At 44.5% G+C, this 14,306-nt stretch carries 14 protein-coding genes; 12 read left to right on the plus strand and 2 right to left on the minus strand.

From position 1 onward, the window contains the following. Nucleotides 1-19: 19 nt before the first annotated feature. On the plus strand, nucleotides 20-1,633 hold the full coding sequence (locus HC179_RS13685; RefSeq protein WP_168864811.1) for a CTP synthase: 1,614 nt from the start codon (nucleotides 20-22) through the stop codon (nucleotides 1,631-1,633). Nucleotides 1,634-1,687: 54 nt separating this feature from the next. Here HC179_RS13685 and HC179_RS13690 read toward each other — a convergent pair whose 3' ends face one another. After that, nucleotides 1,688-1,966 carry a toxin-antitoxin system YwqK family antitoxin gene (locus HC179_RS13690; protein ID WP_168864812.1) on the minus strand — a complete coding sequence of 93 codons (279 nt, stop codon included), beginning with the start codon at nucleotides 1,964-1,966 and terminating at the stop codon, nucleotides 1,688-1,690. A gap of 103 nt (nucleotides 1,967-2,069) precedes the next feature. Further along, entirely contained in the window at nucleotides 2,070-2,621 is a 552-nt protein-coding gene (locus HC179_RS13695; protein WP_168864813.1) for a DUF2529 domain-containing protein, read from the minus strand. Between the two features lie 348 nt (nucleotides 2,622-2,969). Here HC179_RS13695 and HC179_RS13700 point away from each other — a divergent pair, with 348 nt between their 5' ends. The 11 genes from HC179_RS13700 to prmC all read left to right on the plus strand — a co-directional run bounded on the left by HC179_RS13700 (nucleotide 2,970) and on the right by prmC (nucleotide 14,275). Then, the gene (locus HC179_RS13700; protein ID WP_010197444.1) at nucleotides 2,970-3,344 is read left to right on the plus strand and encodes a response regulator; all 375 of its coding nucleotides are present in this window, start codon (nucleotides 2,970-2,972) and stop codon (nucleotides 3,342-3,344) included. Between the two features lie 308 nt (nucleotides 3,345-3,652). After that, on the plus strand, nucleotides 3,653-4,510 hold the full coding sequence (locus HC179_RS13705) for a class II fructose-bisphosphate aldolase (protein WP_148987195.1): 858 nt from the start codon (nucleotides 3,653-3,655) through the stop codon (nucleotides 4,508-4,510). 133 nt (nucleotides 4,511-4,643) lie between these two features. Continuing rightward, the gene (gene fsa / locus HC179_RS13710) at nucleotides 4,644-5,288 is read left to right on the plus strand and encodes a fructose-6-phosphate aldolase (protein ID WP_168864814.1); all 645 of its coding nucleotides are present in this window, start codon (nucleotides 4,644-4,646) and stop codon (nucleotides 5,286-5,288) included. Between the two features lie 367 nt (nucleotides 5,289-5,655). Further along, complete coding sequence (locus HC179_RS13715) at nucleotides 5,656-6,948, plus strand: UDP-N-acetylglucosamine 1-carboxyvinyltransferase (RefSeq protein ID WP_168864815.1); 1,293 nt, start codon at nucleotides 5,656-5,658, stop codon at nucleotides 6,946-6,948. 190 nt (nucleotides 6,949-7,138) lie between these two features. Then, on the plus strand, nucleotides 7,139-8,107 hold the full coding sequence (gene glpX, locus HC179_RS13720) for a class II fructose-bisphosphatase (protein ID WP_148987203.1): 969 nt from the start codon (nucleotides 7,139-7,141) through the stop codon (nucleotides 8,105-8,107). Between the two features lie 882 nt (nucleotides 8,108-8,989). Then, nucleotides 8,990-10,261, plus strand: a complete 1,272-nt coding sequence (gene rho / locus HC179_RS13725) for a transcription termination factor Rho (protein WP_168864816.1) — start codon at nucleotides 8,990-8,992, stop codon at nucleotides 10,259-10,261. Between the two features lie 396 nt (nucleotides 10,262-10,657). Beyond that, nucleotides 10,658-10,903 (plus strand): type B 50S ribosomal protein L31, encoded by a 246-nt coding sequence (locus HC179_RS13730; RefSeq protein WP_010200435.1) that lies wholly within the window; start codon nucleotides 10,658-10,660, stop codon nucleotides 10,901-10,903. A 141-nt stretch (nucleotides 10,904-11,044) separates the two neighbouring features. Beyond that, nucleotides 11,045-11,650, plus strand: a complete 606-nt coding sequence (locus HC179_RS13735) for a thymidine kinase (RefSeq protein WP_168864817.1) — start codon at nucleotides 11,045-11,047, stop codon at nucleotides 11,648-11,650. A 69-nt stretch (nucleotides 11,651-11,719) separates the two neighbouring features. Beyond that, nucleotides 11,720-12,157 (plus strand): hypothetical protein, encoded by a 438-nt coding sequence (locus tag HC179_RS13740; RefSeq protein ID WP_168864818.1) that lies wholly within the window; start codon nucleotides 11,720-11,722, stop codon nucleotides 12,155-12,157. 169 nt (nucleotides 12,158-12,326) lie between these two features. Further along, nucleotides 12,327-13,397, plus strand: a complete 1,071-nt coding sequence (gene prfA / locus HC179_RS13745) for a peptide chain release factor 1 (RefSeq protein ID WP_168864819.1) — start codon at nucleotides 12,327-12,329, stop codon at nucleotides 13,395-13,397. Between the two features lie 8 nt (nucleotides 13,398-13,405). Beyond that, on the plus strand, nucleotides 13,406-14,275 hold the full coding sequence (gene prmC, locus HC179_RS13750) for a peptide chain release factor N(5)-glutamine methyltransferase (RefSeq protein WP_168864939.1): 870 nt from the start codon (nucleotides 13,406-13,408) through the stop codon (nucleotides 14,273-14,275). Nucleotides 14,276-14,306: the final 31 nt, after the last annotated feature.

Genomic DNA, 14,306 nt, shown 5'->3' on the forward strand with positions numbered 1-14,306 from the left:
TTTTCGAGGGGGAGACAGCATGACAAAGTATATTTTCGTAACAGGTGGCGTAGTGTCATCCTTAGGTAAAGGGATTACTGCTGCATCATTAGGTAGATTATTAAAAAATCGCGGGTTGAATGTGACCATCCAAAAATTTGATCCATATATTAATGTGGATCCGGGTACAATGAGTCCTTACCAACACGGGGAAGTATTCGTGACAGGCGACGGAGCAGAAACGGATCTTGACTTAGGTCACTATGAGCGTTTCATTGATATCAACCTGAACAAATATTCCAACGTGACAACAGGGAAAATTTATTCTACGGTTCTGAAAAAAGAGCGCCGCGGCGACTATTTGGGTGGAACAGTGCAGGTTATCCCACACATTACAAATGAAATTAAAGAGCGCGTTTTCCGTGCTGGCCGTGAGACAAATGCAGACGTGGTCATCACTGAAATCGGTGGAACGGTAGGGGATATCGAGTCACTTCCATATCTTGAAGCAATCCGTCAAATCAAGAGTGACATCGGTCGAGACAATGTGATGTACATCCACTGTACACTTGTTCCTTACATCCGCGTGGCTGGCGAGTTGAAAACAAAGCCGACACAGCACAGTGTAAAAGAACTTCGCGGTCTTGGAATCCAACCAAATATCATCGTATTGCGTTCTGAAATGCCGATCTCTCAAGATATGAAGGACAAGATTGCCTTGTTCTGTGATATCGATGAGAAGGCGGTTATTGAATCTATCGACGCTGATACTCTTTATGAAGTGCCATTAGCTTATCAAGCGCAAAACATGGACAATATTGTCGTGGATCACCTGAAGCTTGAGACAAAAGGTGAGGCGGACATGACAGAATGGACGGCACTTGTGAACAAGGTGAAAAACCTTTCCAAGAAAACGACGATCGCCCTTGTCGGAAAATATGTGGAGCTCCAAGATGCCTACCTTTCTGTTGCGGAAGCATTGCGTCATGCTGGTTATGAGTACGATGCAGATGTAAAAATCAACTGGATCAACTCCGAAGAAGTAACAGCTGAAAACGTGGACGAGCTATTGAATGGTGCGGACGGAATCCTTGTACCAGGTGGTTTCGGCGACCGCGGTGTGGAAGGGAAAATTGAAGCGATTCGCTATGCGCGTGAGAAGAAGGTACCATTCTTCGGAATCTGCCTTGGCATGCAGCTTGCCTCTGTTGAGTTTGCACGTAATGTCCTTGGATTTGAAGGTGCCCACTCTGCTGAGCTGAACCCGGAAACGCCATACCCAATCATCGACCTTTTACCAGAGCAAAAAGACATCGAGGACCTTGGCGGAACGTTGCGCCTTGGATTATATCCTTGTAAGTTAAATGACGATTCCTTGGCACAAAAAGCTTATGCAGACGAAGTGGTCTACGAACGCCACCGTCACCGCTATGAGTTCAACAACCAATATCGTCAACAAATGGAAGACCACGGATTCATCTTCTCCGGCACAAGCCCTGACGGCCGTCTGGTAGAAGTAATTGAGATCAAAGACCACCCATGGTTCCTTGCATCCCAATTCCACCCAGAATTCACTTCCAGACCAAACCGCCCACAACCGCTATTCCGCGACTTTGTGGCAGCATCTTTGAAAAATGCTGAGGTTATGGCTTAAATTTATAGATATACAAAAAGCTCAGAGTTTTTGATAGCTCTGAGCTTTTTAATGTTATTTATCACGATTTGTGGTTTTGTATTTTTCGCCCTTACTGTCATAAGTAATCCATTCCCCAACAGGTTCGCCATTCTCAAAATACCCTGACCGCTTGATGGTCCCATCGGCACGATACCATTCCCAATAGCCTTCTGGTTGGTCGCCTGACATTTTCCCCTTTGACCAAATGGTTTTGCCGTTTGCATGGTACTTTATCGTGTACCCGTCAATTACTTCTAACGGCTTTTCCTTAACTGAATTTTGCTTTGTTAAGTCACATTGCTCTTTCTCCAATAGGAACCCTCCCACTCTTTACGAAAAAAATTAATCGTACATCCTAATTAGCTTTGACACCAGCCAACATGCTTACCAACTCTGGCATCCAATAAAATTTGTTCTACTCTTGTTCTTCCAAAATCTCTTTCAACGTAAAAGCTAGCCCATGATAAACATATAAAGCCACCATGCTAGAAGGAAAGCCAAAGCGTTCCCCGTCATCACCGGGAATCAGTGGCTTCTTCAACTTCAGGTCAATATGTACATCAGACAAAGAATCAAGGGTTTTCGTCACGTCAGTAGATTCCTCCTGCTCAAGTTCCATCACCGTCGAAATACCCACTATTTCAATTCCTAGTTCCTTTAAAGCTTTTGCTGTACTAATCGCTTCTTCATCTGTAGAAAAGCGGGACACAATCAACGCCCGATCTGTATCGGTCAAATCGTGGAAACTGTCTAGGTCTGATAAAAGGGTGGCGCTCATAAGCGGCTCCGCTCCTGAGATTGCTTCCGCCTCGACTGCTTTCATCTCCTTCACACCGTGCACATAAATACGTCCATCCCCGACGGCAGCCTGAGCCAAAAGCCGAGCCGCATCCTCAAACGCAAACTCCTCACTAGAACCTATTCTATTAAACACACCCTGCAACTGAGTCGTAAAAATCTTCAACATCCCAAATCACACTCCTATAACATAAATTATTAAACAAAACCCCAACCCTCATTCCACCAAAATTCAAGTATAATAATAGGTAGTATGACAAAAGTAGCAAAAATCCTAGGGGGGTCTGTCCCCTTTTCGTTCGCGTTTTTCCTACATAATCCGACATCCTCTGTGTTGGCTGGAGCCTTCTACATCAAGGGGGAAAGTCCTGCTGGGGTCTGACCCCTTAACAAAAATTTCTTTATAATTTCCCTTCCTCAAAAAATTTCCCGGTCGAAAAAGGAGGAAATAAGACTATTATAGTAGAATTAGGTGGGTGGATGGAAACGGATTGATTATTTTTAGAGATGGGGTGTAATGGTGGGTCAAAAATTACTGATTGTGGATGACCAGTATGGGATACGGATTTTGTTGAATGAAGTATTCCAAAAAGAGGGCTATCAGACGTTTCAGGCAGCAAACGGGTACCAAGCATTAGATATCGTAGAAAAGCATTCACCGGACTTAGTATTGTTAGACATGAAGATCCCCGGTATGGACGGAATTGAGATCTTAAAGCGGCTAAAAGCAATTAATTCTGATATCCAGGTAATCATTATGACAGCATACGGTGAATTGGATATGATCCAGGAGTCGAAAGACCTTGGAGCAATCACGCACTTTGCCAAACCATTCGATATTGATGAAATTAGGGATGCGGTCCGTAAAAACATGCCGCGTCAATCGGTGTAAAACGTCCATTTTATAACTGAATATTAAAACATTTTAGGTGTTATCGCTTACATTGAAAAACGGCATACTTCAGTAGTTGCCGTTTTTCTACATAGTTGATATGCTAAGTACTGGATAAAAATCATCCGTCAAGTTTTTGCACTTTTTGACCTGATATACATAACTGGTTTACCGTTTGGTCATGCTAGTTTTGATATGGGTGAAATTTTTTACAAAGGTATGCACGAAGGACAAGCCCTTGTGTTTACCACTTTGTAAAGACGGGAAAAACTTTTCGGAGTGAATATAATACAAAGGAGGATGTTATCATGCCTTTAGTTTCCATGACAGAAATGCTGAAAAAAGCAAATGCAGAAGGCTATGCAGTAGGTCAGTTCAACTTGAACAACCTAGAGTTCACACAAGCAATTCTACAAGCAGCACAAGAGGAGAATTCACCAGTTATCCTTGGTGTTTCTGAAGGTGCAGCTCGTTATATGGGTGGCTTCAAAACAGTAGTAGCAATGGTTAAAGCTCTAATGGAAGAGTACGGGGTAACTGTACCTGTAGCAATCCATTTGGACCACGGTTCAAGCTTTGAATCTTGTGCAAAAGCGATCCACGCTGGATTTACTTCTGTAATGATCGATGCTTCTCACCATCCATTTGAGGAGAACATTGAAACAACTTCTAAAGTTGTAGAATTAGCACACTTCCACGGAGTTTCTGTTGAGGCAGAGCTTGGTGTAGTAGGCGGACAAGAAGACGACGTTATCGCTGATGGCGTAATCTATGCTGACCCTAACGAGTGTGAAGAGCTTGTAAAACGCACAGGAATTGATTGCCTAGCTCCAGCTTTAGGCTCCGTACACGGTCCTTACAAAGGTGAACCGAACCTTGGCTTTAAAGAGATGGAAGACATCAACAACCGTGCTGGCGTTCCTTTAGTATTACACGGCGGAACTGGAATTCCTACGCATGACATCCAAAAAGCAATCTCTTTTGGAACAGCGAAAATCAACGTTAATACAGAAAACCAAATTGCATCTGCAAAAGCAGTACGTGAAACACTTGCTGCAAAAACAGAAGAGTACGATCCTCGTAAATACCTAGGACCTGCTCGCGACGCAATTAAAGATACAGTAAAAGGCAAAATGCGCGAATTTGGATCTTCCAACAAAGCGTAATTAATTTTTTTAACAAGACAACACCATTCAACCAACAACAAGGCAACGATATGCAGAACCGCCATACCCGGCGGTTTTGTTTCATTTAAATATGAAAGCGTAAACATATTTTAAATACAAAGGAGAGAATGACATGAAGTTTTTCATCGACACAGCAAACCTTGAAGAAATCAAAGAAGCTCATGCACTAGGACTACTTGCAGGAGTTACGACAAATCCTAGTCTAGTTGCAAAAGAGAACATCACATTCGAAGACCGCCTTCGTGAAATTACAGCGTTTGTAGAAGGATCCGTCAGTGCGGAAGTTATTGCACTTGATGCAGAGGGCATGATTGAAGAGGGAAAAGCACTTGCGGCAATAGCACCAAACATTACGGTAAAAGTACCAATGACTCCAGACGGCTTGAAAGCAGTAAAAGCATTCAGCGACCTCAACATCAAAACGAATGTCACCCTTATTTTTAACGCCAACCAAGCCTTGATGGCAGCAAGAGCAGGAGCTACATATGTTTCACCTTTCCTTGGACGCTTGGATGACATCGGTCAAAATGGATTGGATTTAGTATCCGATATCTCGGACATTTTCGCCATCCATGATATCCCGACAGAAATTATCGCAGCATCTATCCGCCACCCGATGCACATTACAGAAGCGGCACTAAAAGGAGCACATATTGCCACGGTTCCATACAAAGTATTGATGCAACTTTTCCACCACCCATTAACAGACCAAGGAATTGAAAAATTCCTAGCTGATTGGAATAACCGCAAACAATAACCTAGTAGTTCGCAGTAAAAGGCGCGCAGGCTCCTGCGGGAGGAAGGGACAGGTGAGACCCCGCAGAAAGCGAAGCGCCTGGAACGGAGAACAACGGTGTAATGAAATTTGCAAACATTTACCCTCTGCTAAAAAAATGGCAGGGGGTTTTTGTTAATTTAAGCTATTTTTCGACAAAAGTACCGTGTCGAATATAGGCGGATGGTATCAAATATTACGATTTGATAAAGTTTCATGCATTTTCATATATGAAAAGAAAATTTTCGTGTAAACTAATAGCTAACGAAAATTTTTATGATTGGTAATAATTGTGTATAATAGACAATAGCACTTTTGGAAACCAACCTCGCCTTGAAGGGAGAACTATATGGAAAAGTTAAAAATTCTTGGTGGTAACAAGTTAAATGGAACCGTACGCGTAAGTGGAGCGAAAAATAGTGCAGTGGCTTTGATCCCTGCAACCATTCTAGCGGACTCGCCCGTCACGATCGAAGGGTTACCGCAAATATCAGATGTAGAGATCTTGAGCAGCCTGCTTGAGGAAATTGGCGGCAGCGTATCGCTTGAGGGAGAAGACCTAACTGTTGATCCTTCTAAAATGATCGCCATGCCTCTTCCAAGCGGAAAAGTGAAAAAGCTTCGTGCTTCCTATTATTTAATGGGAGCAATGCTTGGACGTTTCAAAAAAGCAGTTGTAGGATTGCCTGGTGGCTGTCATTTGGGACCAAGACCTATTGATCAGCACATCAAAGGCTTTGAGGCACTTGGAGCAGAAGTAACAAATGAGCAAGGCGCCATCTACCTGCGAGCAGAAGAACTAAGAGGGGCACGCATTTACCTTGACGTGGTAAGTGTCGGCGCAACCATTAATATCATGCTTGCTGCAGTGAAAGCAAAAGGCAGAACGATCATCGAAAATGCGGCAAAAGAGCCGGAAATCATCGATGTAGCGACCCTTTTAAGCAGCATGGGTGCAAAAATTAAAGGTGCGGGGACAGATGTCATCCGTATCGATGGCGTCGAGAGCCTTCATGGGTGCAAACACACCATCATCCCGGACCGAATCGAAGCAGGTACATACATGATCATGGCTGCTGCAACAGGCGGCGAAATGATCATCGACAATGTCATCCCAACCCACCTGGAGCCGCTTATTGCAAAGCTCCGTGAAATGGGCGTACGCATCGATATCAACAATGACCAAGATCAAGTACTTGTCGTTCCTGGCGAAAAACTGAAAGCTGTCGACGTAAAAACCCTTGTCCATCCAGGGTTCCCGACTGACCTTCAGCAGCCAATGACAACCCTTTTAACAAAAGCAGAGGGTACGAGCATCGTAACAGACACCATCTATTCCGCCCGCTTCAAGCACGTTGATGAACTTCGTCGCATGAACGGACAGATCAAAGTAGAAGGCCGTTCTGCTATCATCAACGGACCGGTTCAGCTACAAGGTGCCAAAGTAAAAGCAAGCGATCTGCGTGCAGGAGCGGCCCTTGTCATCGCTGGCCTACTGGCTGACGGCTTGACAGAGGTTACAGGTCTTGAACACATCGACCGCGGCTACAGTCACCTAGAAGAAAAGCTAGAAGGACTAGGTGCCACGATCTGGCGCGAAAAATTAACAGAAGAAGAAATCGACCAAATGCAAAATTCATAATTTAAAAAAAGAAGGAATTCGCTGAGAATATAGCGGGTTCCTTCTTTTTTGTAGATACCGCTTTCAAATACCGACAAATGTGATATACTATTAACGAAAAGTATAGCACAATGCCTTGGGTTGCACGGACAACCTCTTGGCTCACCATAAAAAATGACTAGATTCATAGAATGCAAAGGGAGTGGAAGGTATGGAAAGAAGTTTATCCATGGAATTAATTCGAGTAACAGAAGCAGCGGCTTTATCCTCTGCACGCTGGATGGGGCGCGGAGATAAAGACAGCGCGGACGGTGCGGCAACTTCCGCCATGCGTGATGTGTTTGATACAGTCCCGATGAAGGGTACGGTTGTTATCGGAGAAGGGGAAATGGACGAAGCACCGATGCTCTATATCGGTGAAAAGCTTGGCACAGGCTACGGGCCGCGCGTGGATGTAGCGGTTGATCCACTTGAAGGTACTAGCATCGTAGCATCCGGCGGATGGAATGCGCTAGCCGTACTTGCCATCGCGGACCACGGAAATCTTCTTCATGCTCCTGACATGTACATGGACAAAATAGCTGTCGGTCCAGCAGCCGTCGGAAAAATTGATATTAATGCATCTGTTACAGACAACCTGAAAGCGGTGGCAGAAGCGAAAAATAAAGATATTGAAGACGTCGTGGCGGTTATTTTGAACAGACCGCGTCATGAAAAAATCATCGCAGAACTACGCGAGGCTGGTGCCCGTATCAAGTTGATTGACGACGGAGACGTTGCCGCAGCCATCAATACAGCCTTTGACCACACCGGTGTGGACATCCTGTTCGGTTCCGGTGGCGCACCTGAAGGCGTAATCGCCGCAGTCGCACTGAAATGCCTTGGAGGCGAAATTCAAGGGAAGCTTCTTCCTCAAAATGAAGAAGAGCTGATTCGTTGCCGCAAAATGGGCATCGAAGACATCAACGCCGTACTAAGAATGGAAGACCTTGTACGCGGTGATGACGCCATCTTCGCCGCAACAGGTGTAACCGACGGAGAGTTGCTGCGAGGCGTGCAATTCAAAGGCACCAACGCCACCACCCACTCCGTTGTTATGCGTGCAAAATCCGGCACCGTCCGCTTCATCGACGGCCAACATAACATCAAGAAAAAACCAAACCTGGTATTTAAGCCATAACTGGATACTAGGAAATATAGTAGCCCACCCAGTTGATTGGAGTGCAAGGTGAGAGCCTCCTGCGGGGGAGTAATGGAAGATTGAGATCCCACAACGAAGTGAGGCCATTGAAAAACTAATAACGTATAGTTTTTAATAATTCCTAGCTGTTGATTGGAGCAAAAGGCGAAGACTCCTGAGGGAGATAGCGCTAGGTGGAGACCCCGCAGGCAAAGCCGAGGAGACTCCAGCAGCGCCCCTAGGAAAGCGAAGCCGTTTGCGGAAATCAACAGCGGTGTCAAAGGAATATGTAAATTCAAAAACTTTTTCAGTGGCCTCAGCGAAGCGAGGAGGCTCAAGCACCTTCTCTAGGAAAGCGAACACCTGGAACTTAAATCAAAGGGAGTCTAAGCTAAACCATAAATTGAACCGTAAATGGAACCCTCCCATTTACGGTTTTCCTATATACCAACCTCAAAAAACCCGCACACCTTCCGAATATTGTAATAGACAACCAGTCCCATTCGACACAAATAGGGGAAATACAAGAATATTCCCCAGAAAATAAAGGCAAAACTCAAAGCTTGTCTACAGAAAATAGTTGCTTAAAAGACCATTTTGTGGGTAAAATAAACAATACTACGAGTATTTATGCAAAATCTACCTTATATCTTCCTAGCGATTCTTCTACAATTTCTTCATAAGGAGAGTTTATCCCACAAACACGAGGGAAGCGTCCTCACTTCCATTTCATCATCCTAAAAAAAGTGCAGCGACTAGTAATATATTTCCCATCCTTCGAACTTAATTCGACTTGAATCAGTGTTGGAAGACAAACAAACATTTATCCTTGGATCATAAACGAACTAAACAATTAAACGAATAGAGTGGTGTTTTCTTTTTATGGATTTTACTATTTCTCACTTAGAAACTTTAAAATTAAAAGAACTATATGAATTTGCACGTCAGCATAAAGTGTCTTACTACAGCAAACTGACCAAAAAAGAACTTATTTTTGCTATTTTAAAAGCACAGGCTGAAAAAGACGGTCTATTGTTCATGGAAGGGGTACTGGAGGTCATCCAATCGGAAGGCTTTGGTTTCCTGCGTCCGATTAACTATTCTCCAAGCTCAGAGGATATCTATATTTCCGCATCCCAAATCCGTCGTTTTGACTTAAGAAATGGGGACAAGGTTTCTGGTAAAGTGCGCCCTCCGAAAGAGAATGAGCGTTACTACGGGCTACTACATGTAGAAGCGGTCAATGGTGACGATCCTGAATCTGCAAAAGAGCGTGTACATTTCCCAGCTTTGACTCCTTTATATCCAGATCGTCAAATTGTTCTTGAAACAAAGCCTAAAGGTCTTTCTACGCGCATCATGGACTTGATTGCGCCTGTAGGATTTGGTCAGCGTGGACTGATCGTTGCTCCACCAAAAGCAGGTAAAACAATGTTAATCAAGGAAATTGCCAACAGCATCACGACGAATCACCCAGAAGCGGAACTGATTGTGCTTCTGATTGACGAGCGTCCTGAGGAAGTAACCGATATTGAACGTTCCGTTGCTGGAGACGTTGTAAGCTCCACATTTGATGAAGTACCTGAAAACCACATCAAAGTGGCTGAGCTAGTTCTGGAGCGTGCCCTTCGCCTTGTAGAGCACAAGCGTGACGTTATCATCCTGATGGATAGTATTACTCGTTTAGCGCGTGCATACAACCTGGTAATTCCGCCAAGTGGACGTACACTTTCCGGTGGTATCGACCCTGCCGCATTCCACCGTCCGAAGCGTTTCTTCGGTGCTGCGCGTAACATCGAAGAGGGTGGAAGCTTGACGATTCTTGCGACGGCTCTTGTCGACACAGGATCCCGTATGGATGACGTCATTTATGAGGAATTCAAAGGTACAGGTAACATGGAGCTTCACCTTGACCGTCAACTTGCTGAACGCCGTATCTTCCCGGCTATCGACATCCGTCGTTCCGGTACGCGTAAAGAAGAGCTGCTTATCCCGAAAGACCATCTTGACAAGCTATGGGCTATCCGTAAAACGATGTCCGACTCTCCAGACTTTGCAGAAAAACTATTGCGTAGACTTCGCCAATCCAAAACAAACCAGGAATTCTTCGAAATGCTCGAAGAAGACCAAAAAGCGGGAACGGCAAAACGCTAAAATAATTAAACTCATGCGCACCCTTGCTTTGTCAGGGTGCGTTTTCATTGGTATATGACTTCTAGCTGGTGATTGGAGCACAGGGCGAAGACTCCGGCGGGAGATAGCGATAGTCTTGAGACCCCACAGCGGAGCGAGGAGGCTCAAGCACCGCCCCGCGGAAAGCGAAGCCAAGTGCGGAGATCACCAGCGGTGTTATAGTGGTGTATCTATCTAGGAAAACATTGGTTGCCACACCTTTAGATATAACTCAAAAGTAATCTTGCAAAACAGCCCATAAGTTGATATAATTTCATCAGTGTGTTTTTAAGATAAGTGATGGCGGCCTACAAGGCTGGTATCATTTGAATGATAACTCTGTTTCGAAAGACTCAGGGCGAAAAGGAGATGACAAGAATGAAAGCTGGAATTCATCCGGATTACCGTAAAGTTGTATTCATGGACATCAACACTAGTTTCAAATTCATCACAGGTTCTACGATGAAAACAAACGAAACTATTGAATGGGAAGACGGTACTACTTACCCTCTAATCAAAGTTGAGATCTCTTCTGATTCTCACCCATTCTACACTGGACGTCAGAAGCATGCTGCTGCTGATGGACGTGTTGAGCGTTTCAACAAAAAATACGGCCTTAAGTAATAAAGTAAAACAGGCAGGTTATCCTATATCTTGCCTGTTTTTTTACTTCTATTTACATAAACTAGTGCTTAGAAGTCGTTTTTTGGACGGTGCTGCTAAGCACTTTTTATACGTAAAATTATTAAAAAGGAGAGGCCGTATATGTATGTAATGAAGCATTCCGGTTGGGTGGAAGCGATTTGTGGCAGCATGTTTTCGGGAAAGTCCGAAGAGTTGATTCGCCGCATGAGACGCTCCCAATTTGCCAAACAGGAAATTCAAGTATTTAAGCCAGCCATCGATAATCGTTATAGTGATGAAGCGGTTGTTTCCCATAACGGAACCTCAATCATAGCGTTGCCTGTTCCGACTTCTCAATCGATTCTAGATAAGGTGCTGCCTGAGACGGAAGTTGTCGGTATTGATGAAGTGCAATTTTTCGATAATCAAATTGTAGAAGTGGTGCAGGAGTTGGCAAACAGAGGCTATTGTGTGATTGTAGCTGGACTAGATCAGGACTTTCGCGGAGAGCCGTTCGGTAAAATGCCGGAGCTTTTGGCGATTGCTGAATCCGTAACAAAGCTGCAAGCGGTATGTGCTGTCTGTGGATCCCCTGCGAGCCGTACGCAACGTTTAATCAATGGAGAACCGGCTTGCTACGATGACCCAATAATTTTAGTGGGCGCTTCGGAATCATACGAACCTCGCTGTCGTCATCATCATGAAGTTCCTCACAAAGTGTCTGTGCTGCAAGAAATGAAAAAATAAATATTTCCTAAATTTAGTCGGTAAGATAAAAGAAGAAAGAGGATACGCTAAGAAACAGGAGGTGTTTGCATGAAACATGCAGTCCTGTTATTGGTGATATGCTCTTTTTTTATTAGTGGATGCAGTGGCGAACAACGCTTCGGTGCGGACGAGGATTTTGACGGAGAACGATTGATTGGTGTAAAAAATGATGAACAAGACGGCTTCTATAAACGAGACCTCGACACAGAAGACTATAACACCAACCAAAATCCAAATTTCCTCGATCTCTCCGAAAATCGTCCTGACTACGGGGACGACGAGAATAAATTTGCCGAAGTAATTGAGTTAAATAGTGACCTCAAACCTGGCCCAGTCTACATTACCGGTGACACAGCAAGAGTCACTGCCTATGCGCCAAGTGGCATTTCAAAAGAAGAAAAGAAGCGTGTGCAGAGAAAGCTCAAAGAGAAATTCTTAGAAGTCACTCCCCGCTACCACGTTAAACTGACAATTAAAGAAAGATAAGAAGAGCTCGTTCTGATTTTCGGGACGGGTTTTCTTTTTGGTGGCAGGGTTTGGAGCCAATTGAGGTATGTTGATTTTGACGCACCATCTAACCTATACTATAATTAGAATGTTGTAGATATAAAATAATTGCAGATTTTTCTGTATACATTTATAGAGGTGAATGCACGTGTTTGATCGTTTGCAGGCAGTAGAAATGCGTTACGAAAAATTGACGGAGCTTTTGAGTGATCCGGAAGTCATCAGCGATACGAAAAAGCTGCGCGAGTACTCCAAGGAGCAGTCTGATATTCAGGAGACTGTGGAAGCATACCGTGAATACAAGGCTGTTACAGAGCAATTGGATGATGCAAAAGCGATGCTTGAGGATAAATTGGATGCCGATATGCGCGAGATGGTAAAAGAAGAGATTTCTGAACTGGAAGAGCAACAGGAAAACTTGGCGGATCGCCTACATATTCTTCTTTTACCGAAGGACCCGAACGACGACAAAAACGTTATCATGGAAATCCGTGGTGCAGCGGGTGGAGATGAGGCGGCGCTGTTTGCAGGCGATCTATACCGCATGTACAGCCGATATGCTGAGGCTCAAGGCTGGAAAACAGAAGTGATGGAAGCTGCGTCTACGGGCGTTGGCGGTTACAAGGAAATCATTTTTATGATTACAGGGAAGGGTGCATATTCCAAGCTGAAATTTGAAAATGGTGCACACCGCGTGCAACGTGTCCCCGAGACAGAATCAGGCGGCCGCATCCATACTTCAACAGCGACGGTAGCGGTTTTGCCTGAAGCGGAAGAGGTTGAAATTGAGATTCATGACAAGGACATCCGTGTAGATACATTTGCATCTAGCGGTCCTGGTGGACAATCTGTAAATACGACGATGTCCGCTGTACGTTTAACGCATATCCCGACAAACACAGTTGTTTCCTGTCAAGACGAGAAGTCTCAGATTAAAAATAAAGAAAAAGCGATGAAAGTTCTTCGTGCCCGCGTGTACGATAAGTTCCAACGTGAAGTACAAGCTGAATATGACGCGAACCGTAAGCAGGCGGTAGGTACAGGTGACCGCTCTGAGCGTATTCGTACGTACAACTTCCCGCAAAATCGTGTGACCGACCACCGCATCGGCCTGACCATTCAAAAACTTGACCAGATTCTTCAAGGAAAGCTTCAAGAAGTCATTGATGCTTTAATCATGGAAGACCAAGCGTTAAGAATGGAACAGATGGAAAAATGATGAAGGCCATGAAGGTGTACGAAGCCCTGAACTGGGCTTCTTCTTTTTTAAAAAAGAACGATCGCGACGAAAATGCGGGAGAATTGTTGTTGCGACACCATATGAAATTGGATCGTGCCCAGCTCTTTAGTAGAATGCAAGAAATGATGCCGATGGAGATGCAAAGCTCCTTCATTTTCAACGTGCATAAACATGTTGCTGGAATTCCAGTGCAGTACTTAATGGGTAAAGAAGAATTCTACGGCCGCAGCTTTTTTGTCAGTGAAGAGGTGTTGATTCCAAGACCTGAGACAGAAGAGTTGGTGGTTGGCGTATTAGACCGCGTGAAAAAGCATTTTGAAAACGGTTCTGGATCGGCTGAAGAAAAATTGAGCGTTGTGGACGTTGGGACAGGGAGCGGTGCGATTGCAATTACGCTTGCGTTGGAAAACAGCCATCTAAACGTGTACGCGACAGATATTGCCGGTGAATCGCTGGAAGTGGCGATGGATAATGCAGAAGCATTGGGTGCGGATGTGGAGTTCCTCCAGGGTGACTTATTGCTTCCATTCATCGAGCAAGATATAAAAGTGGATGTGGTCGTCTCCAATCCTCCGTATATTCCGCAAAAGGAGTATGAAGGGCTGTCCACGGTAGTAAAAGATTTTGAGCCGTATCGTGCATTGGTTGGCGGTATTTCCGGGTTGGAGTTTTACGAGCGATTCATGGACGAGCTTCCGAAAGTGCTGAAGGAGCGGGCCATTGTGGCATTTGAAGTAGGCATGGGACAAGGAGAAGCCGTAAAAGCGTTGTTGGAAAAGACATTTCCTCATAGTACAGTGGAGGTAGTGTTGGACATCAACGGTAAAGATCGGATGGTTTTTGCTTTAATTGGATGATGTTAAAATTGGAAAAGGAGCAGGGAGCTGC

The sequence above is a fragment of the Bacillus sp. RO1 genome (assembly GCF_012524115.1).
Classification (GTDB): domain Bacteria; phylum Bacillota; class Bacilli; order Bacillales; family Bacillaceae_I; genus Sutcliffiella_A.

Excerpts from the sequence above, each read along its gene's own strand:
- HC179_RS13685 (WP_168864811.1), top strand. The coding sequence starts at position 20 with ATGACAAAGTATATTTTCGTAACAGGTGGCGTAGTGTCATCCTTAGGT.
- HC179_RS13705 (WP_148987195.1), top strand. The coding sequence starts at position 3,653 with ATGCCTTTAGTTTCCATGACAGAAATGCTGAAAAAAGCAAATGCAGAA.
- rho (WP_168864816.1), top strand. The coding sequence starts at position 8,990 with ATGGATTTTACTATTTCTCACTTAGAAACTTTAAAATTAAAAGAACTA.
- prmC (WP_168864939.1), top strand. The coding sequence starts at position 13,406 with ATGAAGGTGTACGAAGCCCTGAACTGGGCTTCTTCTTTTTTAAAAAAG.
- HC179_RS13700 (WP_010197444.1), top strand. The coding sequence starts at position 2,970 with ATGGTGGGTCAAAAATTACTGATTGTGGATGACCAGTATGGGATACGG.
- glpX (WP_148987203.1), top strand. The coding sequence starts at position 7,139 with ATGGAAAGAAGTTTATCCATGGAATTAATTCGAGTAACAGAAGCAGCG.
- HC179_RS13735 (WP_168864817.1), top strand. The coding sequence starts at position 11,045 with ATGTATGTAATGAAGCATTCCGGTTGGGTGGAAGCGATTTGTGGCAGC.
- HC179_RS13740 (WP_168864818.1), top strand. The coding sequence starts at position 11,720 with ATGAAACATGCAGTCCTGTTATTGGTGATATGCTCTTTTTTTATTAGT.
- HC179_RS13715 (WP_168864815.1), top strand. The coding sequence starts at position 5,656 with ATGGAAAAGTTAAAAATTCTTGGTGGTAACAAGTTAAATGGAACCGTA.
- HC179_RS13730 (WP_010200435.1), top strand. The coding sequence starts at position 10,658 with ATGAAAGCTGGAATTCATCCGGATTACCGTAAAGTTGTATTCATGGAC.
- fsa (WP_168864814.1), top strand. The coding sequence starts at position 4,644 with ATGAAGTTTTTCATCGACACAGCAAACCTTGAAGAAATCAAAGAAGCT.
- HC179_RS13695 (WP_168864813.1), bottom strand. The coding sequence starts at position 2,621 with ATGTTGAAGATTTTTACGACTCAGTTGCAGGGTGTGTTTAATAGAATA.